The sequence below is a fragment of the Methylobacterium sp. Gmos1 genome (genome assembly GCF_053764715.1).
Genome location: NZ_JBSNCC010000010.1, coordinates 75771 through 97573 on the forward strand (window position 1 = coordinate 75771; position 21803 = coordinate 97573).

A 21803-nucleotide genomic window follows, 5' to 3' on the forward strand; every position below is an offset into this window, starting at 1 on the left:
CGAACCAGTCCCGGCCATGCCCGCAGCCCCGGCCCCCGTGAAGCGCCGTTCCCCTCCGCCCGAGAGCCCGGTCGCGGGCCTGATCGCCCGCCGCCGGGCCCGGGAGGCGGCAACCGAGCGCGGCGTGTTCGGCGCCGCCATCCTGCTGGCGCTCACCGCCACGGGATTTGCCGGCTACACCCTGTCCCAGCCGGCCCGGCCCTACGACGTGCGGGAGGTGCTGCCGGCTCTGACCGCGCCGTTCTCCTGGAAGCGCACCATCGCGGAGGCCCGCGCCCCCGAGGCCGACCTCGATCCCCTGGTCACCGGCTCTCTCGCGGAGGCGCCGGCGGCGCCCGCCGCGGCCGCGGTCGCGGCCCCGCTGGAGCGGACGGTGCCGCCGCCCGCGGGCTTCTCCCTGCGGCGCGCTTCCGCCGGCCAGGCCGTGGTCGAGGGGCGCGACGGCCTGCACGAGGTCGCCGTCGGCTCGACCATCCCGGGGGCCGGGCGGGTGCTGTCGATCCGCAGCACCAGCGCCGGCTGGATCGTGATCACCACCGAGACGATCATCGGGCCGACCCCGCTGTGAAGGCTGTACTGCGAGCCAGGAGCGAGCCGCTGCAAGCCACGAGCAAGCGTGGGCGCATAGAGCGGGGGCTCCTACGGGGTGCCGTGCCGCGGGCGGCCCCCTCCCACCGTGCCGACGGGCCGGAGACGCATCCGTGACCAGCACCCTGACGAGCTACATGCTCCTGTCGCGGAACCTCGCGACCTCGCTGCAGCGCAAGGGCAACGATCCGATCGTGGCCCGCGAGACCACCTACTACCAGGCCAATATCGGCAAGGTGAAGTCGGTCGACGACTTCCTGGCCGACCAGCGGCTCTACAGCTACGCCATGAAGGCCTTCGGCCTCGAGGACATGACCTACGCCAAGGCGTTCATGCGCAAGGTCCTGACCGAGGGCACGACCGATTCCACCGCCTTCGCCAACCGCCTCGCCGACGAGCGCTACGTCGCCTTCGCGAAGGCCTTCGACTTTACGCCGGGCCCCACCGCCACCGGCACCGACGCGACGCTGACCGACGCGAGCCAGACGCCGGCGGTCGGCGCGCAGCTCTCCATGCCGGGCACGCTCGCCACGAGCTACGACTTCTCGGGCACCAACGAGGCGAGCTTCACGCTCACCTCCCAGCTCGACGCGACGACGACGAAGAGCGTGACGATCGTCCTCAACAAGGCGGCCCTCGCAGGCAAAGCCGCCGACCTTACCAACGTCAGCCAGACCGAGATCGGCGCGGCGATCAACGCCCAGATCGTCGCCTCCGGCGCCGACGGGCTGATGGGCAAGGTGCAGGTCGGCATCGGCGTCAGCGGCAACCTGTTCTTTGAGACCACCGGCTACACCGATTACGGCTTCGACGGCGCGCCGGGCGGCGACGGCGTCAACGCCGACACCGTCACCCTCGGCGGCGGCAAGGCCCGCACGCTGAGCATCGCGAACGCCCCCCTGTCCGCGGCCGGGCAGAATGCGGTTGATATCGGCAACGGCACGGACCTCCCGCCCGGCGCCACCGTCAAGGGCGTCGTCGACGCCTACCTCCAGCAGAGCCTCGAATCCGATGCCGGCGCCGAGGATACCGGCGTGCGCCTCGCCCTCTACTTCGCCCGCAAGGCGCCCTCGCTCAACAGCGGCTACGACATCCTGAGCGACCCCGCCCTGACCCAGGTCGTCAACACGGTGATCGGCCTGCCGGCGACGAGCAGCGCCACCAGCACCGACGCCCTCGCAGCGCGCGCGAGCCTGATCGCCTCGAAGGTCGACTTCGCGAGCTTCCAGGACCCGGCCAAGGTCGAGGCCTTCGCCCGCCGCTTCGCGGCGATCTGGGACGCGCAGAACAACACCGCCACGGATCCGATCCTGGCGCTGTTCAGCAACGGCCAGGCGTGAGGCGGCGATGCAGAACAGCCTCTACGTCAACCTCTCGGCCCAGGTCGCCCTCGACAAGCGCCTGACCACCACCGCCAACAACGTCGCCAACATGGCGACGGTGGGCTTCCGCGCCGAGGAGACCAAGTTCTCCGCCCTGCTCGCACAGGCGACCAAGGGCGCGGTGGCCTTCGTCGGCTCGAACGACACCTACCTGTCGCGCGCCTCCGGCCCGATCACCAAGACCGATTCCCCCCTCGACGTCGCGATTCAGGGCGATGCCTGGCTCGGCATCGGGGGAGCGTCCGGCCCGGCCTATACCCGCGACGGGCGGCTGACGATGGACGCTACGGGTCAGCTGCGCACCCTCACCGGACAGCCGGTGCTCGATCCGGGCGGCTCGCCGCTGCTCCTCGATCCGCAACAGGGCCCGCCGACGATCGGGCGCGACGGCAGCATCTACCAGGGCACCAACCAGGTCGGGGCGCTGGGCGTCTTCATCCTCGACAAGAAGGGCACGCTCACCCGGGCGCCGGGCAACGCCGTGACCTCCAGCCTGCCGGTGCGGCCGGTGCAGGATTTCACCGGCATCGGCGTCGTCCAGGGCTACGTCGAGGGCTCGAACGTCAACCCGATCATGGAGATGACGAAGCTCATCACCATCCAGCGCGCCTTCGAGAGCGCCGCCACCGCGACCGCGGAGGCCGAATCCTCGCTCCAGAGCGCCGTGAAGTCGCTCTCGCCGCAGGGCAGCTGAGGCGATGGCGGCGGACCCGATCGCGCGCCTCGCCGAGGCGATGGCGGCGGCCCGGCAGGACGGGGCCCTGGTGCGGATCGGCGGCCCGATCCGCGAGGTGACCGCCAGCGCCTGCCGCATCGGCGGCGTCGCGCCGTTCGTGCGCCTCGGCGACCGGATGAGCTTCTCCGCCAACGGTCGCGCGCAGGTCGGCGAGATCGTCCGGGTCGACGCCGAGGGTGCGACGCTCAAGGGCTACGAGAGCCGGATCGAGGCCGGGATCGGCACCATCGCCCACCGCCTCGGGCCGGCGGAGCTGCGGCCCGATCCGAGCTGGAAGGGCCGGGTCATCGACGCCCTCGGGCGCCCGGTGGACGGGGCCGGCCCGCTCGGCTCGGGCGAGCGCGCCGTGCCGCTGGACGCCGACCCGCCCGCCGCCCTCGGCCGGGCCCGGGTGCGGGCCCCTCTGCGCACCGGGGTCCGGGCGCTCGACCTGTTCACCCCGCTCTGCGCCGGCCAGCGCATCGGCATCTTCGCCGGCTCCGGCGTCGGCAAGTCGACCCTGCTCGCCATGCTGGCGGGCGCGGAGGGCTTCGACAGCGTCGTGGTCGCCCTGGTGGGCGAGCGCGGGCGCGAGGTGCGCGAGTTCCTCGAAGGCGCGCTCGCGCCGAGCCGCGAGCGCGCCGTGGTGGTGGTCTCGACGGGCGACGAGAGCCCGATGATGCGCCGCCAGGCGCCCAAGGTCGCCCTCGCGGTCGCCGAGGCGTTCCGCGACCGCGGCGAATCGGTGCTGCTGATCGTTGATTCGGTCACCCGCTACGCCCACGCCGCCCGCGACGTGGCGCTGGCCGCCGGCGAGCCGGCGGTGGCGAGAGGCTACCCGCCGAGCGTGTTCTCCGACCTGCCGCGCCTGCTCGAGCGGGCCGGCCCGGGCCTGGAGGGCCGCGGCACGATCACCGGCGTGTTCTCGGTGCTCGTCGACGGCGACGACCACAACGATCCCGTCGCCGACAGCATCCGCGGCACGCTCGACGGCCACGTCGTCCTCGACCGGGCCATCGCCGAGCAGGGACGCTACCCGGCGATCGACCTCCTCGGCTCGATCTCGCGGCTCGCCACCGAGGTCTGGACGCCCGAGCAGCGCGACCTGATCCGCAAGCTGCGGGCGATGATGGCCCGCTTCGAGGAGACCCGCGACCTGCGCCTGATGGGCGGCTACCGGGCCGGAACGGATGCCGAGCTCGACCAGGCCATCGCCCTGGTGCCGCGGATCTACGATGCGCTCCGCCAGGATCCGGGCCAGCCGCCGAGCCGGGACGCGTTCCTGGAGCTCGCCCAGAGCCTGCGGGGCTGACGCGTGATGATCCCGAGCCCGCCCGCGCCGTTCAAGCCCCGCGCAAGCCTGTGCGGGTCTATTCCGCCCCGAGCCTTGCCCGCGCAAGCCCAGTCCTTCCTGCGTCCCATTCGAAGCATCCTGACGAACGAGGTCCCGCAATGAGTCTCATCGGCGTGCTCCGCACCGGTGTCTCGGGCATGAACGCCCAGTCCAACCGCATCTCGACGGTGGCGGAGAACATCCAGAATTCCAGCACGACGGGCTACAAGCGCGCCTCGACGGAGTTCTCCTCGCTGCTGATCGCCGATTCCGGGACCGGCAACTACAATTCCGGCTCGGTCGAGACGACGGTGCGGCACGCGATCTCGGAGGGCGGCACCATCAACGCCACGACCTCGAAGTCCGACCTCGCCATCGACGGCAACGGCTTCTTCGTCGTCAAGGACCCGTCCGGCGCGCCGCTCCTGACCCGCGCCGGCAACTTCAAGGTCGACGCCACCACCAACACCTACACCAACGCCGCCGGCATGACCCTGATGGGCTACAGCCTGCTCAACGGCCAGCCCTCGACCACGCTCAACGGCGTCGCCGACATGGTTCCGATCAGCCTCGCGGCGGTCAACAGCCGGGCGACGCCGACCACCGCCGGCACCCTGTCGGGCAAGCTCCCGGTCGACGCGACCCCGGCGGCTGGCGGCCAATACTCGAAGAAGTACTCGGTCGTGGCCTACGACAACGTCGGCAAGGCGCGGACCGTCGACGTCTACCTGGCGAAGAACACCGACAACACCTGGACGGTCTCGCTCTACGACGGCACCGCCACCCCGACCCCGTCCGGCACGACCCCGCGGCTGCCCGTCGACGCGGGCGGGGCGACGATCACGCCGCTCGCATCCACCACCCTCGCCTTCGATGCCCAGGGCCAGATCTCCGGGACCGGGCCGGCGGGCGGGCCCTTCTCGACGACGAAATCCATCACCCTGACCACCCCGGGCGGGCAGAGCACGACCTTCGACCTCTCCGGCCTGACGCAGCTCGCCGGCGACTACGCGGTGACGGGCACGGCCAACGGCCAGGCTCCGGCCGCGGTGACCGGCACCTCGTTCGACGCGGACGGCACCGTCTACGCCAACTTCGACGACGGTACGCGCCTGGCGGCCTTCAAGATCCCGGTCGCCACCGTGCCGAGCGCCGACAACCTCGAGCCGCGTTCCGGCAACGTCTATCGGCCGACGGTCGAGTCCGGCGCGATCCAAGTCGGCTTCGCCAGCCAGGGCGGTCGCGGCAAGATCCTGTCGGGCTCTCTCGAGCAGTCGAACGTCGACGTCAGCACCGAGCTCACCGCGATGATCGAGTCGCAGTCGACCTTCACCGCCAACTCGAAGGTGTTCACGACCGGCAACGAGATGCTCGACACCCTGATGAGCCTGAAGCGGTAACCGCCCGAGACGGGTATCCGGAGCTGACAGATGGGCCTTTCGCTCGCGCTCAATTCGGCACGCTCGGCGCTCCTCGCGACGTCGAGCCAGATCGCCACCACCGCCCGCAACACCGCGGGGGCGAACGACCCCGGCTACTCGCGCAAGGTCGTCGGCCTGGTGAGCGGCGCGGGCGGGACCACGGTGGTGGTGACCCGCGCGAGCGACGCGGCCCTGTTCACGCGAAAGCTCTCGGCGGCGTCGGCCGCCGCCGGGACCCAAAGCCTGCTCGACGGCCTCACCGCCCTGTCGAAGACGGTGGGCGACACCAGCGACGCGGGCTCGCCGGCGGCGCGGCTCGGCACCTTCAACGCCGCGCTCCAGGCCGCCGCCAACCGCCCGGACGATGCCGGCCTCGCCCGCACGGCGGTCGAGAGCGCACGCGACCTCGTCACCAGCCTCAACAGCGCGGCGGCGGCGGTGCACGACGCCCGCGCCGTGGCCGACCAGGGCATGGCGGACTCGGTCGCGCGCATCAACGACCTGCTCGGCCAGTTCGACCTGGCCAACAAGGCGGTGATGCGCGGCACGGCGAGCGGCCAGGACGTCAGCGACAGCCTCGACGACCGCGACCGCATCCTGTCGCAGCTCTCGGCCGAGATCGGCATCTCGGTCTCCGACCGGCCGGGCGGCGACATGGCGATCTATACCGACAGCGGCGTGACGCTGTTCGACCGGGGCGCCCGGACGGTGAGCTTCACCCAGACGCCGGCGTTTTCGGCCGGCATGACGGGCGCGGCGGTCATGGTCGACGGGGTGCCGATCACCGGGGCGAACTCCCCGATGCGGCTCTCGAGCGGACGGCTCGCCGGCCTGGCCTCGTTGCGCGACGAGGCGGCCGTCACCTACGAGAACCAGCTCGACGCCATCGCGGGCGCCCTCGTCGACACCTTCAAGGAGGCGGGCGATCCCGCCGCTGCGGGCTATGCCGGGCCGAGGACCGGCCTGTTCACCGCGGGGACGGGCGGCGCGCTTCCGGCCTCGGCCGCGGGGCTCGCCGGGCGCATCGCGCTCAACGCCGCCGCCGATCCGCAGGCGGGAGGCGACGTCACGGTCCTGCGCGACGGCGGCATGAACGGCGGCGCGTACCGGTCGAACCCGGGCGGCGACGCGGCCTATGCCGGGCGCCTGCGCGGCCTCGCCGACGGGCTCGCCGCCGCGCGCAGCTTCACCCCGGGCCCGCCGCTGAACGAGACCACGACGCTCGCGGGCTTCGCGGCGGATTCCGCCGGCTGGCTCGAGGCGAGCCGCAAGGCCGCGTCTGGCGACGCCGACTACCAGAAGACCCTGCTCAGCCGCGCGACCGACGCCCTGTCGAACGCCGTCGGCGTCAACGGCGACGACGAGACCGCCCAGATGCTGCAGCTGGAGCGGTCCTACACCGCCTCGGCCAAGATCCTGACCATGGTGGACGACCTGCTCCAGACCCTGATGACCGCGATCCGGTAGTCGGCCCGGCCCCCGCAAGACAGAGCCCTGCCAGCCATGATGACCACGAGCTACATCTCCAGCCTCAGCCTGTGGAACACCCCGCGGAACGCCTCGACCCGGCTCCAGGCGGATATCGCCGACGCGACCCAGGAGATCGCCAGCGGGCGCTACGCCGATGTCGGCCTCGCCCTCGGCAGCCAGGTCAGCCGCAGCCTGTCCCTGCGCCAGAGCGCGGCGGAGATCGCCGCCCTCAAGGACGGCAACGCGCTCTCGGGCTTGCGCCTCGGCGCGAGCCAGACCGTCCTTCAGCAGATGCAGAAATCGGCCGACGCGCAATTCGCCAGCCTGACCGGGCTGCCGTCGGACAAGCGCGTCGCCGCGATGGCGGCCTCCGCCGACGACACGCTGGCGTCGCTGACGAGCTTGCTGAATTCCTCGGCGAGCGGGCAGGCGCTGTTCTCCGGCACCAATACCGGCATCGCGCCGATCCGCGACGGGGCCGTGGCGACGGCCAAGGCCGCCGCCACGACGGCGTTCCAGACCGCCTTCGGCTTCCCGCCGAGCGACTCCCGGGCCGCCACCCTGACGCCGGCGCAGATCAAGAACTTCCTCGAGGGCACGGTGGCGGCCCAGTTCGCGGACCCGAACTGGGGCACCACCTGGTCGCAGGCCTCGGACACCCCCGTGACCAGCCGGATCGCGCTCGGAGAGACCGTCACCACCTCGGTCAGCGCCAACGGGACGGCGTTCCGCCAGCTCGCGCAAGCCGCGATCGTGTCGGGGCTCGGCCTCACCGGCCTGTCCGCCGACGCCCAGGCCGTCGTCTCCGAGCGGGCGATGGGCCTCCTCAGCCAGGCCAGTGCCGGGCTGGTCTCGCTCCAGGCCGATCTCGGCCGCAGCCAGTCGCGGATCGCCGACGCCAATGCCCGGCTCGACGCGCAATCGACCCTCGTCACGAAGGAGATCTCCCGCCTCGAGGAGGTCGACCCGACCGAGGCCCAGACCCGGCTCTCCGCCGCCAAGACCCAGCTCCAGATGTCCTACTCGCTGACCGCGCAGCTCCAGGATCTGTCGCTCCTGAAATACGTCGCGTGACGCCGGATCCCATCCCGGCAGGCACGACCCGTCCATACGCGCAGACACCAGACCGACGAGGCATCGGCTCGATGTACCGCTTTTCCTATTCCGAGATCCTGGAGGACGCGCCCGAGGTCGGCCGCGAGCGCGAGCGCGCCGCCTTCGACCGGGCGCTCGCGCTCCTGCGCGACGTCGAGGCCCGCGGCCTCGCCGGACCGGAGCGGACCGCCGCGGTCGGCTTCGTGCAGAATCTGTGGAACGTGCTGATCGCCGACCTCTTGGCGCCCGACAACGCCCTGCCGGCGGCCTTGCGCGACGACCTCGTGTCGATCGGCGCCTGGACCATGCAGGAGGCCGGCGCCGTGCTGGCCTTCCCCGAGCGCAGCCTCGCCGCGCTGATCGAGGTGAACACCTCGATCCGCGACGGTCTCCGGTGAGCCGCCCCATGCGCCTGTCGCTGCGCGCCGGGGAGCGGATCTACATCAACGGCGCCGTGCTGCGAGTCGACCGGAAGGTCGCCGTGGAGCTCCTGAACGACGCGACCTTCCTGCTCGAGAGCCACGTACTCCAGGCCGAGGACGCGACGACGCCGTTGCGCCAGCTCTACTTCGCCGCCCAGACCATGCTGATCGATCCCGGCCGGGCCGCGGCGGCGCGGGAGCTCTACGACGGCCTGCGCGACGGCCTCCTGGCGACGACCGGCGAGGCGGCCCTGCGCGACGGGCTCGCGGCCGCCCACGGGCTGATCGAGAACGGCCGCCTCTTCGAGGCCTTGAAGCTGATCCGCGGGCTCTACCCCCTGGAGGCCGCCCTGATGACCGCCGGGGCGGCGTCCCCCGCACCCGCGCCGGGCCCGGGTCTGACCGCGCTCGCCCGGCGCCCCCGCGTGCCCGATCGGCCGCGCGAGCGCGCCGCCATGCGGCCCCCGGCGGTGATCCGGCGCACCGCATCCCCCGCCCTGCCCGCCCGAGAGCCGGAGGCCTGACCATGACCGTCGACAGCACCACCAGCGCCACCGCGGGCGCCGCTTCCGCCTCAAGCACCGCCACGGCCGCGGCCGCCAAGGCCGGCAGCTCGTTTGCCGCCTCGATGAACTCGGACACCTTCCTGACGCTGCTGATGGCGCAGCTGAAGAACCAGGATCCGACGAAGCCGATGGACTCGACCGAGTATGTCGGCCAGCTCGCTACCTTCTCGCAGGTCGAGCAGGCGACGAAGACCAATACCAAGCTCGATTCGCTGCTCGCCTCGAGCTTCCTCGACCAGGCCGACACGGTGATCGGCCGCACCCTGACCTCGGCCGACGGCACCCAGACCGGCACCGTGCAGTCGGTGCGGGTGACGTCCGACGGGGCGCTCGCGCGGCTGACCAGCGGCCAGGACGTGCTGCTGACCTCCGGCGTCACCATCCAGTAAGGTGCTTGCGTCGGGCATCCGGCGCTTCGGAGATTGTTCATGAACGAGGTCGACGCCCTCGAACTCGTCCGCGCCGCGATCTGGACGGTGATCGTCGCCGCGGGTCCCGCGGTCGGCGCCGCGATGCTGGTCGGCATCGCGGTGGCCCTGTTGCAGGCGCTCACCCAGATCCAGGAGGTCACCCTGACCTTCGTGCCGAAGATCGTGGTGATCCTGCTCGTCCTCCTCGTCACCGGCACCTTCGTCGGCGGGCAGATCCACGCCTTCGCGGAGGCCGCCTACGGGCGGATCGCGACGGGGTTCTGAAGCACTTTCCGACGTCGCGGATACCGATCCGTCGTGGAAAATTCGGCAGAATCGATGACCTGGAGAAACGTCCGACTGCGTCGCCAAGGCACACGACACCGGAGGCTCCGACGCCGAGAGGCCACCGCCTCAGCGTAAGCCGTCCCGTTCCGGGCCCGGACAGGGACGGCGGCTTGCGACGGATCGTGGACCCCTCGGTGCCGTATCTGACGGTACCGTGTACCGTGTTGCAACGCGATCGGATGGTGCTCTCGGAGCCCAACCCCCGCGCAAGCTAGCCGTGGCACACCCATCCGCGACAATCCGCGGAGGGTGGTGGGGTCATGGCGGTGGGCGCGGCGCTGGCAGTCGAGCGCAAGTCGCGGCGGGATTTCGGCTTCGCGGCCGGCATCGTGGCGATCCTGGCGGTGCTGTTCCTGCCGGTGCCGGCGGTGCTCATCGATGTCGGGCTCGCCTTCTCGATCGCGCTCTCGGTGCTGATACTGATGGTGGCGCTCTGGATCCAGAAGCCGCTCGAGTTCTCGTCCTTCCCGACCGTCCTGCTGATCGCGACGCTGCTGCGCCTGGCGCTCGGCATCGCGACGACCCGCCTGATCCTGGCCAACGGCCAGAAGGGCGTGGACGCCGCCGGCCACGTCATCCAGGGCTTCTCGCAGTTCGTGATGAGCGGCGACTTCGTGATCGGGATCGTGGTGTTCCTGATCCTGATCACCGTCAACTTCCTCGTCATCACCAAGGGCGCGACCCGCATCGCGGAAGTGGGCGCCCGCTTCACCCTCGACGCGATCCCCGGCAAGCAGATGGCGATCGACGCCGATCTCAATGCCGGGCTGATCGACGACAAGGAGGCGCAGCGCCGCCGCCGCGAACTAGAGGAGGAGAGTGCCTTCTTCGGCTCGATGGACGGTGCCTCGAAGTTCGTGCGCGGCGAGGCGGTGGCCTCGCTCATCATCATCGCGGTCAACGTCTTCGGCGGCATCATCATCGGCACCACGCGGCACGGCCTGCCGCTCGGCACCGCCGCCGACATCTTCACCAAGCTCTCGGTCGGCGACGGCCTCGTCTCGCAGATCCCGGCGCTCATCGTCTCCCTCGCCGCCGGCCTGCTGGTCTCGAAGGGCGGCACGCAGGGCACCGCCGAGCAGGCGGTGATCGGCCAGCTCGGCGCCTATCCCCGGGCGCTGATCGTGGCGGCGGCGATGATGGGCGTGTTCGCCCTCGTGCCGGGCCTGCCCTTCCTGCCCTTCATCGCCTTGAGCGGGCTGCTGTTCTTCGTCGCCCGCACCATCCCGAAGCGCCTCCAGGCCAAGGCGGCGGCCACGGAAGCCAAGGCCAAGGCCGAGGAGGCGGCGAAGCAGGCCGAGACCAAGGAGAAGGACTCGGTCAAGGAATCGCTCAAGACCCCGGAGATCGAGCTCTGCCTCGGCCGCCAGGCCGCCTCGCAGATCCAGGCTAGCCAAGCCGAGCTCGGCCACCGGGTCGCGAAGATGCGGCGCAAGTTCGCCCGCCAGTACGGCTTCGTGGTGCCGGACATCAAGGTCTCGGACAACCTCGCCCTGCCGCCGAAGGGCTACCAGATCCTGATCCACGGCACCGTGGCGGCGTCCCAGGAGATCCGCCCCGGCGAGATGCTGGTGGTGGTCGGAGACGGGCCGAAGCCCGACGTGCCGAGCGACGAGGTGCGCGAGCCCGCCTTCGGCCTCAAGGCGCTCTGGGTGATGGATTCCTACACCGCGGAAGTGCGCCGCGGCGGCTTCGAGCCGATCGACAGCGCCTCGGTGCTGCTCACCCACCTCTCCGAGGTGATCCGCAACAACCTGCCGCAATTCCTGTCCTACAAGGACATGCGCGGCCTGCTCGATCGCCTCGATCCCGAGTACAAGCGCCTGCTCGACGAGATCTGCCCGTCGCAGATCTCCTATTCCGGCCTCCAGGCGGTGCTGAAGCTCCTGCTCGCCGAGCGGGTCTCGATCCGCAACCTGCACCTGATCCTGGAGGCGGTGGCCGAGATCACCCCGCACGCGCGCCGCGCCGAGCAGATCGCCGAGCACGTGCGGATGCGCATGGCGCAGCAGATCTGCGGCGACCTCGCCGAGAACGGCGTGCTCAACGTGCTGCGGCTGGGCGCCAGCTGGGACCTGTCGTTCCACCAGAGCCTGAAGCGCGACGCCAAGGGCGAGGTGGTGGAGTTCGACATCGACCCGCGCCTCGTCGAGCAGTTCGGCACCGAGGCCTCGGATGCGATCCGCTCGCGGATGCGCGAGGTGCACGGCTTTGCCCTCGTCACCGCGCCTGACGCGCGGCCCTACGTGCGGATGATCATCGAGCGGATCTTCCCGACCCTGCCGGTGCTCTCGCACCTCGAGATCGCCCGGGGCGTCGAGATCAAGTCGCTGGGCACCGTCTCGTGACGAAGATCGGGCCGGACAGCTTCCTCGCCGTCTTCCTGATCTTCTGCCGCGTCGGCGGCTGCCTGCTCGTCGTGCCGGGCTTCTCCAGCCCGCGGGTGCCGCAGCAGGTCCGCCTCCTCATCGCCGGCGCCGTCTCCCTTGCCATCGCCCCCCTGATCGTGCCGCAATTCGAGCCGCGGCTCGCCGGCCAGGTCCCGACCCAGACGCTCGTCTGGATCGCCACCGAGACCCTGACCGGGCTGATGATCGGCTTCCTCGGCCGGGTCTTCATCCTGGTGCTGGAGACCGTGATGAACGCGACCTCGACCATGGTGGGCTTCGGCGGCATGCCGGGCTCGCCGGTCGAGGGCACCGACCCGGTCCCGGCGGTCGAGGGGCTGATCCTGCTCACCGCGACCGCGCTCCTCTTCGCCGCCGACCTGCACTGGGAGCTGTTTCGCGGCCTCGTCGAATCCTACGCCCGCATCCCGCCCGGCGAGGGCTTCGGCAGCCAGCTGATGCTGACCCGGATCGTCGACCAGGTCGCCGGCGCCTTCATGCTGGGCCTGCGCATCACCGCGCCATTCATCATCTACGCGATCCTGGTCAACCTGGCGGCGGGCTTCGTCAACAAGCTCACGCCGACGATCCCGGTCTACTTCGTCGCCACGCCGTTCGTGATGTTCGGCGGTCTCCTGATGCTCTACTATCTCGCGGGCGAGTTCATGACGCAGTTCCTCCTCGGCTACGCGACCTGGCTCCAGCGCGGCTGATGGCGACCGGCGACCGGCTGCGGCGCGCGCAGCGCCTCGTCACCGTGCAGGAGCAGATGCGCCGGGTGGCGGAGATCGAGCTCGCCGCGACCCGCACGCGCGCCGCCGCGATCGAGGCCGACCGGGCGCGGCTCCTCGCGGCGCTCGCCTCCTCCGACCACGGCCCGATGCTGCTGGAGGCCACCGCCAGGCGCCTGCGCGGGCTCGCCGCCCAGGCGACCGCGATCGAGGCCGAGGCGGCGGCGCAGGCCGACGCGGTGCGCGAGCGGGGTCTCGCCCAGAAGCGCGCCGAGGCGCTGGCCGAGCGGCGGGCCGACGATCACCGCCGCGAGGCGGACAAGCGCGACGACCTGGAGCGCCTCGACGGCCTCGCCGCCCGCCCCGCACGTCCCGACGCAAGCCTCCCGTAAGCCAGGGGCGCTAAGTGTCTCTCACGAAACTCCCGGTCACCGGCGTCGCTCGATGTGGCGGCGCCAGCGCAGCGGGAGTTTCGTGAGGTGCACTCAGACCTCGTTCACCAGATTATCCGGACTTGAGCCCCGATGAGCATCTCCCCGCCCTCCGACATCGTGCTCGACGTGGCCCGGGCCGCCGATCCGACGCGGTTCCAGGAGGCCGCCGCCAAGCTGTCGCAGCCGGGCAGCGCCGGGGCCACCGCCTTCGCCGACGCGGCGCGCGACGTCGGGCTCTCGACCCACATGCCGCTCGATGCCCGCGGCGCCCTGATGACCTTGCAGAACCAGACCGCGCTCACCGGCGCCGGCAGCGACCCCTACAAGAAGTTCGAGGGGCTGGTGCTCCAGCAATTCGTCGAGGCGATGATGCCGGAGAAGTCCGAGACCGTGTACGGCAAGGGCAATGCCGGCGGCATCTGGAAGTCGATGCTGGCCGAGCAGATCGGCACCCAGATCGCCAAGGCCGGCGGCATCGGCATCGCCAAGATGCTGAACAATGCCCACCCGGCGACCCCGGCCGCCGCGCCGGCGGACGCCGCCAATCCCGCGGCCAAGGTGTGACCGCCATGCTGCTCGCCTGCATCAAGCGGCTCGAAGCCGTCGTCGAGGAGGAGACCGAGGTGCTGGAGGCGAACGCCCCTGCCGACCTCGACGGGCTCAACCGCCGCAAGAGCCAGGGGCTGCTCGAACTCACCCGCCTCACCCGCGGCCTCGACGTCGCGGCGCTCGACACCACCGTGGCGATCCACCTCGCGCGCCTGCGCGACAAGCTCACCCGCAACCAGCAGGTCGTCGCCCTGCACCTGCGGGCGCTGGAGGAGATCGACGACACCCTGGCGCAAGCCGCCCTCGCCGCCGATTCCGACGGCACCTACTCGGCGCGCACGAGCCTGCGGTCATGAAGATCCTCATCACCGGCCTGTGGATCTGCGCCGTCACCATCGCCTCGTGCTACGGCGCGGTGACCTTCGGCGGCGGCATCTTCTCGAAGAAGACCGAGCCGTATCTCGAAGGCTTGCAGTACCAGAAGCTCGCGCCGATCAACATCCCGATGATCGCCGACGGGCGGGTGCAGGGCTACGTCATCGCCGTCCTGGTCTTCACGGCAGACGCCAAGCTGATGCACACCCTTCCGGTGCCGCCCAACGCCTTCGTGGTCGACGAAGCCTTCCGCCAGATCTACGGCGACCAGGCCCTCGATTTCCGCAAACTGGCGAAGTACGACATCACCAAGCGGCTGGCCGAGGTGCGGGCGAAGGTGAACGAGCGTCTGGGCGGCGACGTCGTCAAGGACGTGCTGGTGGACGAGATCAATTTTGTCGCGAAGCGGGAAGTGCGGTCGTAGACGGATTGCTGGAGCGAACAACAGAGGTCGCGCAAGCCATCTACACCTCTCAACGTCATCCCGGGGCTCGCCGAAGGCGAGAACCCGGGATCCATATCCGCTGACGGTGCCGGACGAGGCGACCGACGTTCCTCATCTTCCTCAATCGTCAGCGGTTGTGGATCCCGGGTTCCGCTTTCGCGGCCCCGGGATGACGCGGAGGATGTCATATCGCGGGACCGGGATTACCTTACTGATGATGCGGCGGCGCCGGCAGCGGCCCTCTACCCCCTGAACACCGAGGTCAGCTGCTGCCCGCCCCGGCTGATCGTCACCTCCCACATCGGGGCGGGAGTGCGGGTCATGCGCTCCAGGTCCTTGGTCGTGGCGACGGGAGCGCCGTTCACCGCCACCACGAGGTCGCCCTTCTGCAGGCCGGCCTGGTTGGCGAAGGTGCCGCTCTCGACCTCGGCGATGATCACGCCATCGCCCTGCGATTGCGCCGGCAGGTCGAGCTGCAGGTCCTCGGCCACCGCCGGCGACAGGTTGACCGCGGTGGCGCCGAGGAAGGGCGAGCGGGTCTTCACCTTCAGGGTGTCCCGCGGCCGCGTCTCCGGCGCAGGGCCGAGGCGCACCGGCACCGTGGTGCGGGTGGCGCCGCGCAGCACCGTGAGCTTGGTCTCGCCCTTGATGCCCTTGAGCGCGAAGCGGTAGCCGAAGGCCTCCGGGTCGTCGACCGACTGGCCGTCCACCGCCAGGATCACGTCGCCGCGCTTCAGGCCCGCCTCCTCGGCCGGGCTCTTGGCCTGCATCGAGGCGACCAGCACCCCGGTCGGATGGTCGAGGCCGACGCTGTCGGCGATGTCCGGCGTCACGTGCTGGAGGCGCGCGCCGAGCCAGGGCCGGCGCACGGTCTTGGCGCCGCCCTTGGCGGTCTCCACCACCGCCTTGACCATGCTGGCGGGGATGGCGAAGCCGATGCCGTGGCTGCCGCCCGACTGCGAGTAGATCGCCGTGTTGATGCCGACGAGACCGCCGTTGAGATCGACGAGCGCGCCGCCCGAATTGCCCGGGTTGATCGCCGCGTCGGTCTGGATGAAGAACTGGTAGTCGGCCGAGCCGACCTGGGTGCGGGCAAGCGCCGAGACGATGCCCTGCGTGACCGTCTGGCCGACGCCGAACGGGTTGCCGATCGCGATCACGAAGTCGCCGACCTGCAGGTGCTCGGAATCGCCGATCTCCATCGGCGTGAGGCCGCCGCTCGGGCTCTTGATCTTCAGGATGGCGAGATCGGTGCGGGGGTCGCGCAGGAGGATCTGCGCCTCGAACTCGCGCCGGTCGTTCAGCGCCACCTTCACCTCGTTCATGTTCTCGATGACGTGGTTGTTGGTGACGATCAGCCCCGAGGCGTCGACGATGACCCCCGAGCCGAGCGAGCGCTGCGCCCGCTCCTGCGGCAGGTTCGGGCTCGCATCGCCGAAGAAGCGGCGCAGGAACTCGTCCATCGCGCCGCGATTGGCGGAGCGCTTCTCGACATGGGTGCCGTAGACGTTGACCACCGAGGGCGCCGCGCGCTTGACCAGCGGCGCGAAGGAGAGCTGCACCTGCGCCTTCGATTCGGGGACGGCCCGGTTGTCCTGAAGCGCGCGGAACGGCGGCACCGACTCGGCCTGCGCGGCCGCCGGGCGGGCGACCCCGAGGAGGAGCGCGGCGAGCAGCAGGGAGGTCGTCGGGCGGCGCATCGGCATTCGGCTCCTTACGGGTCTGGGTGCTCTCTCACATGACAGCACTGCGCTGAAAAGATGGCGCCTCGGCCGCAGCCGTCATCCGGGCATAGAGGTCGCACAGCGCCTGCGCGTGGGCATCGAGGGTCATCGGAGCCTCCCAGTAGCGCGCATGCGCCGCCCGGCCGAGGCGGCGCACCAGGGCGTCGTCCCGCAGCCGGCCGAACACCCCGGCGAGCGCTCCGACCTCCAGAGCGGTGACGAAGCCGGTCTCGTGGTCCCGGATCTTCTCGCCGGCGCCGGCCCGGTGAGAGGCCACCGCCGGGATGCCGGCGGCGAGCGCCTCGTAGACGGTCAGCGGGCCGGTCTCGAGCCAGCGCGCCGGCGCCGCCACGGCCCGGGCCCGGGCGCGAAGCAGCGCCTCGACCTCCGACGGGGCGCGCCAGCCGACCACCTCGGCCCCCGGCACGGAGCGCAATTCGTCGGCGAGCGGCCCGTCGCCGACGAACAGCGACGGCAGGCCCGCCCGGTGGGCCGCCTGCGCGACCAGATCCGCCCCCTTTTCCCGGGTGAAGCGGCCGACGAAGGCGATCGCGTCGCCCGAAGCCGGATCGGCCGGGGCGGCGCGCGCCACCCGGACCGGGTTGTCGATCCGGTGGTGGCGGAAGGCTGCGCCCCGCATCATCGGTTCGAGCCGGGCCCGGCTGCCGTCGGAGACGTGGACGAGGTCGAGGGATGGGACGCACCGCGCGATCGCCGCCACCTGGGCCAGGGCGCGGGCCACCCGCACCGCCTTGTGGACCCGCGATTGCGGATCGCAGGGTGCGGCGAGGCAGGAGGGCGAGAACGGCCGTAACGCACAGGGCTCGGCCTTGTCGAAACGGTAGTAGACGCCGTTCGGGCAGACCAGGAAGTAGTCGTGCAGCGTGATCGCCATCGGGATCCCGGTGCGCCCCAGTACGGGCAAGATCGCCGGCGAGAGCGCCCGGGTCCATTGGTGCAGGTGCAGCACGTCGGGCCGCACCGGCAGGGCCGCCAGAGCCGCGTCGAGGCGCCGGGCCGCCTCGCGGTTCCAGATTCCCTCGACCGCGCCGCGCCAGGCCGGCCGCTCCCACACGTCGGTGAGGCCCAATCCCACTCGGCGGATGCCCGGATGGTCGAGCATCGGGTCGGCCGGCCCGTCGGCCCCGTGGATCAGCGTGACGGCGACGCCGGCCTCGGCGAGGCCGCGGGCGGATTCGATCGCGACCTTCTCCGCGCCGCCCTTCGGCGTGGCGAAATTCGTCAGGATGGCGGCGTGCATCGGCGGGGCCCTTCTCGTGCGGCGATCCTAGGCCGCGCGGCGCCACCGGCCGGTTAAACGGCCGCGCCGACGCAACACGCCGGGCGCCTGCGCGTTAGCCGGGCAGTCCGTCCCTTCCGCGGGACGCCATGCCGGAGGAAGGCCCCGATGGCCAACGACACCAAGACCCCGAACCAGGACCAGGCCGGTTTTCGCCGCGACAGCGCCTCGCCCGAGGACAAGGCGCGGCCGGAGAACCAGCAGAGCAAGCTCAACGAGCGCCTCGACGAGGCGCTGGAGGAGACCTTCCCGACGAGCGACCCTGTCTCGGTGAAGATCACGAAATAACGGTCAACCGGAAGACGAACGGCGCGTGGGCTCGACCCACGCGCCGTTCCACGTTCCCCGACGCGGTCAGAGCCCGCCGCTCACTGCACCTCGAGCAGCCGCCGGGCGATGACCTGGGCCTGGATCTCCGCCGCGCCCTCGAAGATCGAGAGGATGCGGGCGTCGCAGAGCAGGCGGCTCACCGGGTATTCCAGCGCGAAGCCGTTGCCGCCGTGGATCTGAAGCGCGTTGTCGGCCGCCGCCCAGGCGACGCGGGCGGCCAGCAGCTTGGCCATGCCGGCCTCCAGGTCGCAGCGCTTGCCCTCGTCCTTCTGGTGCGCGGCGAAGTAGGTGAGCTGGCGGGCGATCGCGATCTCGACCGCCATCATGGCGAGCTTGTCGGCGACGCGCGGGAACGAGACCAGGGGCTTGCCGAACTGCACCCGCTCCTCGGCGTAGCGCAGGCCGACATCGAGGGCCGATTGCGCCACGCCGACGGCGCGGGCCGCGGTCTGGATGCGGGCCGATTCGAAGGTCTGCATCAGCTGGGCGAAGCCCTTGCCCTCGACCCCGCCGAGGAGGTTGCCCTCCGGCACCGCGAACCCGTCGAAGGCGAGCTCGTACTCCTTCATGCCGCGATAGCCGAGCACCTCGATCTCGCCGCCCGACAGGCCCTCGACCGGGAACGGGTTCTCGTCGGTGCCGCGGGGCTTCTCGCCGAGCAGCAGCGACAGGCCCTTGTGGCCCGGCTCCTCGGGCTTGGTGCGCACCAGCACGGTCATCAGGTCGGCGCGGACCGGGTGGGTGATCCAGGTCTTGTTGCCGGTGATCCGCCAGGTATCGCCGTCCTTGACCGCCTTGGTGCGCAGGGACGCGAGGTCCGAGCCAGTATTCGGCTCGGTGAACACCGCCGTCGGCAGGATGTCGCCGGAGGCGATCTTCGGCAGGAAGCGTTGCTTCTGCTCCTCGGTACCGCCGCCGAGGATCAGCTCGGCGGCGATCTCCGAGCGGGTGCCGAGGGAGCCGACGCCGATATAGGCGCGGGACAGTTCCTCCGAGACCACGCACATCGAGATCTTCGGCAGGCCCATGCCGCCGTACTCTTCCGGGATGGTCAGCCCGAACACGCCGAGCTCGGCCATCTGGGCGATGATCTCAAGCGGGATGTAGGCGTTCTCCTGGTGCCATTCGTGGGCGTGGGGCGCGACCTCGGCCTGGCCGAAGCGGCGCATCTCGGCGCGGATTGCCTCCATGTCCTCGTCGAGACCGGTGTCGCCCACGGTGGCGGAGCCCTGGCCCTCGCGGATCAGCCGCACCAGGGCGGCGCGGTTCTGGGCGGTGTTGCCTTCCGCGATCAGGGTCTCGACGGCGTCCGAGCGGTGGCGGGCCACCTCCTGCGCCTTGAGGCCGAGCGACGAGGTCGGGCGCACCATCTCGCCCTGGCTCATCGGGATGCCGCCGAACAGCTGCTCCAGGTACTCGCCGAGCCCGATGCGCACGAGCAGCGTCTCGGTCTCGCCGAGGCGGTCCTGGCCGGCGAGATGGGCGGCGTAGTTGCCGAGCTGGGTGATCGCCTCGGCGTAGGTCGAGAGCCAGGCGAGCCCGTGGGCGGCGTGCTGCTCGGCCTCCAGGCGCTCGGCCGAGAGGCGGCCGTCGGGCCCGAGCAGGCCGGCGCGCACGCGGCGCGCGGCGTCCGCGGCAAGCGCCTTGGCGGAGCGGCCGGCATCCTGCGCCAGGGTGACGAGGTCGGTCGGGGCGGGGGCGGCCTGTGCGGACATCGGGCAGGTCTCCGGTCGTTTTTGCTGCGGCGCATACAGATAGCGGCGAATCGCCGATCTGTAGAGGGGCCACCCTGCCGCTGGGATCCGACTTTTTGCCGAGCCTCGATTATTGCGCCGTGACGCCGCCGTCGATCACCATCTCGGCCCCGGTGACGAAGCCGGCCTCGTCCGAGGCGAGGTAGGCGGCGAGCCCCGCGATCTCCTCGGCGGCGGCGTTGCGGCCCAGCGGCACCGAGGCCTGCAGGCGCTGGCGCAGCTCCTCCGGGCTGTAGCGGCTGCCAGCGGCGAGATCGCGCAGCATGTCGGTCTCGGTGAAGCCCGGGTGGATCGAGTTGCAGCGCACCCCGTAACGCTGCCGCGCGCAGTGCAACGCGACCGACTTGGTGAGAAGGCGCACCGCCCCCTTCGAGGCGTTATAGGCCGCGAGGTTGTGCCCGCCGACGATGCCGGAGACCGACGAGAGGTTGATGATCGCCCCGCCGCGGCCGGCCGGCGGCTTCATCGCCCGCACGGCGTGGCGGCAACCGAGGAAGGTGCCGTCGACGTTGACCGCCTGGACCCGGTGCCAGTCCTCCAGGGTGACCGACTCGATCGAGCCGACGACCGCGATGCCCGCATTGTTGACGAGCACGTCGAGGCCGCCGAGGCGCGCCACCGTGCCGTCGACGGCCCTGGCCCAGTCCTCGTCCTGCGTGACGTCGAGGTGGCAGGGATGGAAGGCCGGGTTCTCCGGCGCGACGCGCGCGGCCTCCGCCTCGTCGCGATCGGCGAGGATCACCGCCGCCGCGCCCTCGCGGGCGAAGCGCCGCGCGATCGCGAGGCCGATGCCCCGCGCGCCGCCCGTGACCAGGGCGACCTTGCCGGCCAGACGCTGCATCCGGATCCTCCCACCCGCTCCGCCTCTTTCCGGGCGGCAGGCCAAGGTGATGCGCCCGGGGCCCGCCCGCAAGCCCGATTTGTCAGAACTTCACCGCCGCGCCGCCGCGGACGGTGTTGACGTTCAGCTTGTGGCCGTCGAAGTCGTTGAACAGGATGTACTGGTACTCCGCCCGCAGCAGCAGGTTCGGGGTGATGGCGTATTCGAGGCCCGCGCCCGCCGAGATGCCGCCGACGATCTTCTCCTTCGACGGCGTGAAGATGTCCGGCGCGGCGAGGACGCTGCCGCCCGGATTGTTCTGCAAAAAGGTCTTGTAGCCGGAATTGCCGACATAGACCGGCTGCGCGGGCGGAGTGAGTGCCTGGTTGCTGCGGTAGGCCGCCTGGTCGTACTCGAAGCCGCGCACCGCCACCGTCTCGGCGATCTGGGCCCGGCCGATGGCGAAACCGCCGGTGAGGAACGGCATGAAGCCGGCGACCGTGTAGCCGACGCGGGCCCGGACGGTGGCATAGTCCTTGATCTGCGTCGTCGCGTCGCCCGAGAGGTCGGCCCCGCGGAGATACCCGCCGTCGTCGACCTTCTGGCGTCCGATCGCGTCGCTGCTGCGGCCCCGCAGGCCGGAATGGGTGTAGTCGACCTCGACGCCGATCACCGCCTCGTCGAACTGGTAGTTCACGCCCGCGAACGCGCCGTAGCTCATCCCGTCCCGCCGCGCATCCCGCGCGTACAGCAGGGTCGAGGCGCTGAGGGTGGATTCGATCGCGGTGGCGCGCAGGGCCTGGGCGACCGTCGACTGGAAGACGTTGCCGAAGCCGAAGCTCGCGCTCGACCAGCCGCCATGGCCGCCGACATAGATGCCGTCCCAGACGTCGAGTGTCGGCGCTGCGGCCGGCTCGAACTCGCTGCCGCGCAGGGTGCCGAAATCGAGATCCGCGGCCTGCGCGGTCATCGTCGTCGCGACGCTCAAGCCGATCAGGCAACCGCCGACGAGAAAACCAAAGCTCGCGAAACGCATCTGGGCCGCCCCTCGGCTTGTCGATCGGCAAAACTTGCCGTGCCGCTGGCAGAATAATGGGTCGGTAACCTTAAATATGGGTTACGAGCCGTTTCGAGATCTTGCGGCGGGTCAAGAGCGGCGGGCGTCGGACGATCGGTTTCGTGCTCCGATACGTGCGAGACGGGC

At 71.0% G+C, this 21803-nt stretch carries 23 protein-coding genes; 18 read left to right on the forward strand and 5 right to left on the reverse strand.

The window, feature by feature from the left end:
* The first annotated feature begins 16 nt into the window (after positions 1-16).
* From ACS5PV_RS19410 to ACS5PV_RS19490, 17 genes are all read left to right on the forward strand, one after another.
* Positions 17-568, forward strand: coding sequence for a hypothetical protein (locus tag ACS5PV_RS19410; protein WP_455396979.1), 552 nt, complete (start codon positions 17-19; stop codon positions 566-568).
* Between the two features lie 133 nt (positions 569-701).
* The gene (locus tag ACS5PV_RS19415) at positions 702-1928 is read left to right on the forward strand and encodes a DUF1217 domain-containing protein (protein ID WP_455396980.1); all 1227 of its coding nucleotides are present in this window, start codon (positions 702-704) and stop codon (positions 1926-1928) included.
* Positions 1929-1935: 7 nt separating this feature from the next.
* Positions 1936-2664, forward strand: a complete 729-nt coding sequence (gene flgF, locus ACS5PV_RS19420) for a flagellar basal-body rod protein FlgF (protein WP_455396981.1) — start codon at positions 1936-1938, stop codon at positions 2662-2664.
* Between the two features lie 4 nt (positions 2665-2668).
* Complete coding sequence (gene fliI, locus ACS5PV_RS19425; RefSeq protein ID WP_455396982.1) at positions 2669-3997, forward strand: flagellar protein export ATPase FliI; 1329 nt, start codon at positions 2669-2671, stop codon at positions 3995-3997.
* Positions 3998-4137: 140 nt separating this feature from the next.
* Complete coding sequence (locus tag ACS5PV_RS19430) at positions 4138-5418, forward strand: flagellar hook protein FlgE (RefSeq protein WP_455396983.1); 1281 nt, start codon at positions 4138-4140, stop codon at positions 5416-5418.
* 30 nt (positions 5419-5448) lie between these two features.
* Entirely contained in the window at positions 5449-6906 is a 1458-nt protein-coding gene (gene flgK / locus ACS5PV_RS19435) for a flagellar hook-associated protein FlgK (RefSeq protein WP_455396984.1), read from the forward strand.
* 36 nt (positions 6907-6942) lie between these two features.
* Complete coding sequence (locus ACS5PV_RS19440) at positions 6943-7983, forward strand: flagellar hook-associated family protein (RefSeq protein ID WP_455396985.1); 1041 nt, start codon at positions 6943-6945, stop codon at positions 7981-7983.
* Between the two features lie 71 nt (positions 7984-8054).
* Positions 8055-8402, forward strand: a complete 348-nt coding sequence (gene flaF / locus ACS5PV_RS19445; RefSeq protein WP_455396986.1) for a flagellar biosynthesis regulator FlaF — start codon at positions 8055-8057, stop codon at positions 8400-8402.
* Between the two features lie 8 nt (positions 8403-8410).
* Positions 8411-8950 (forward strand): flagellar biosynthesis repressor FlbT, encoded by a 540-nt coding sequence (gene flbT, locus ACS5PV_RS19450; protein ID WP_455397096.1) that lies wholly within the window; start codon positions 8411-8413, stop codon positions 8948-8950.
* A gap of 2 nt (positions 8951-8952) precedes the next feature.
* Complete coding sequence (gene flgD, locus ACS5PV_RS19455; protein ID WP_455396987.1) at positions 8953-9381, forward strand: flagellar hook assembly protein FlgD; 429 nt, start codon at positions 8953-8955, stop codon at positions 9379-9381.
* 39 nt (positions 9382-9420) lie between these two features.
* On the forward strand, positions 9421-9687 hold the full coding sequence (locus ACS5PV_RS19460) for a flagellar biosynthetic protein FliQ (protein WP_109958366.1): 267 nt from the start codon (positions 9421-9423) through the stop codon (positions 9685-9687).
* Positions 9688-10010: 323 nt separating this feature from the next.
* Complete coding sequence (gene flhA / locus ACS5PV_RS19465; protein ID WP_455396988.1) at positions 10011-12098, forward strand: flagellar biosynthesis protein FlhA; 2088 nt, start codon at positions 10011-10013, stop codon at positions 12096-12098.
* Entirely contained in the window at positions 12095-12850 is a 756-nt protein-coding gene (gene fliR, locus ACS5PV_RS19470) for a flagellar biosynthesis protein FliR (protein WP_455396989.1), read from the forward strand. The genes flhA and fliR overlap by 4 nt, the downstream gene beginning before the upstream one ends.
* Positions 12850-13260, forward strand: a complete 411-nt coding sequence (locus tag ACS5PV_RS19475) for a hypothetical protein (protein WP_455396990.1) — start codon at positions 12850-12852, stop codon at positions 13258-13260. The genes fliR and ACS5PV_RS19475 overlap by 1 nt, the downstream gene beginning before the upstream one ends.
* Before the next feature lie 132 nt (positions 13261-13392).
* The gene (locus ACS5PV_RS19480; RefSeq protein WP_455396991.1) at positions 13393-13866 is read left to right on the forward strand and encodes a rod-binding protein; all 474 of its coding nucleotides are present in this window, start codon (positions 13393-13395) and stop codon (positions 13864-13866) included.
* A 5-nt stretch (positions 13867-13871) separates the two neighbouring features.
* On the forward strand, positions 13872-14207 hold the full coding sequence (locus ACS5PV_RS19485) for a flagellar protein FlgN (protein ID WP_455396992.1): 336 nt from the start codon (positions 13872-13874) through the stop codon (positions 14205-14207).
* A complete protein-coding gene (locus tag ACS5PV_RS19490; protein WP_455396993.1) occupies positions 14204-14650 on the forward strand; it encodes a hypothetical protein in 447 nt (148 codons plus the stop codon). Before ACS5PV_RS19485 ends, ACS5PV_RS19490 begins: the two co-directional genes overlap by 4 nt.
* Positions 14651-14913: 263 nt before the next feature.
* Here the strand turns inward: ACS5PV_RS19490 and ACS5PV_RS19495 are convergent, their stop codons facing one another.
* The gene (locus tag ACS5PV_RS19495) at positions 14914-16371 is read right to left on the reverse strand and encodes a DegQ family serine endoprotease (RefSeq protein ID WP_455396994.1); all 1458 of its coding nucleotides are present in this window, start codon (positions 16369-16371) and stop codon (positions 14914-14916) included.
* Positions 16372-16405: 34 nt separating this feature from the next.
* On the reverse strand, positions 16406-17656 hold the full coding sequence (locus ACS5PV_RS19500) for a glycosyltransferase family 4 protein (RefSeq protein WP_455396995.1): 1251 nt from the start codon (positions 17654-17656) through the stop codon (positions 16406-16408).
* A gap of 147 nt (positions 17657-17803) precedes the next feature.
* Here ACS5PV_RS19500 and ACS5PV_RS19505 point away from each other — a divergent pair, with 147 nt between their 5' ends.
* On the forward strand, positions 17804-17983 hold the full coding sequence (locus tag ACS5PV_RS19505) for a hypothetical protein (RefSeq protein WP_455396996.1): 180 nt from the start codon (positions 17804-17806) through the stop codon (positions 17981-17983).
* An 80-nt stretch (positions 17984-18063) separates the two neighbouring features.
* Here ACS5PV_RS19505 and ACS5PV_RS19510 read toward each other — a convergent pair whose 3' ends face one another.
* The 3 genes from ACS5PV_RS19510 to ACS5PV_RS19520 form a co-directional block, all read right to left on the reverse strand.
* Positions 18064-19740: an acyl-CoA dehydrogenase family protein gene (locus ACS5PV_RS19510; protein ID WP_455396997.1), complete on the reverse strand. Its 1677-nt coding sequence runs from the start codon at positions 19738-19740 to the stop codon at positions 18064-18066.
* Positions 19741-19849: 109 nt separating this feature from the next.
* Positions 19850-20620: a glucose 1-dehydrogenase gene (locus ACS5PV_RS19515; RefSeq protein WP_455396998.1), complete on the reverse strand. Its 771-nt coding sequence runs from the start codon at positions 20618-20620 to the stop codon at positions 19850-19852.
* An 82-nt stretch (positions 20621-20702) separates the two neighbouring features.
* Entirely contained in the window at positions 20703-21635 is a 933-nt protein-coding gene (locus tag ACS5PV_RS19520; RefSeq protein WP_455396999.1) for an outer membrane protein, read from the reverse strand.
* Between the last annotated feature and the right edge of the window lie 168 nt (positions 21636-21803).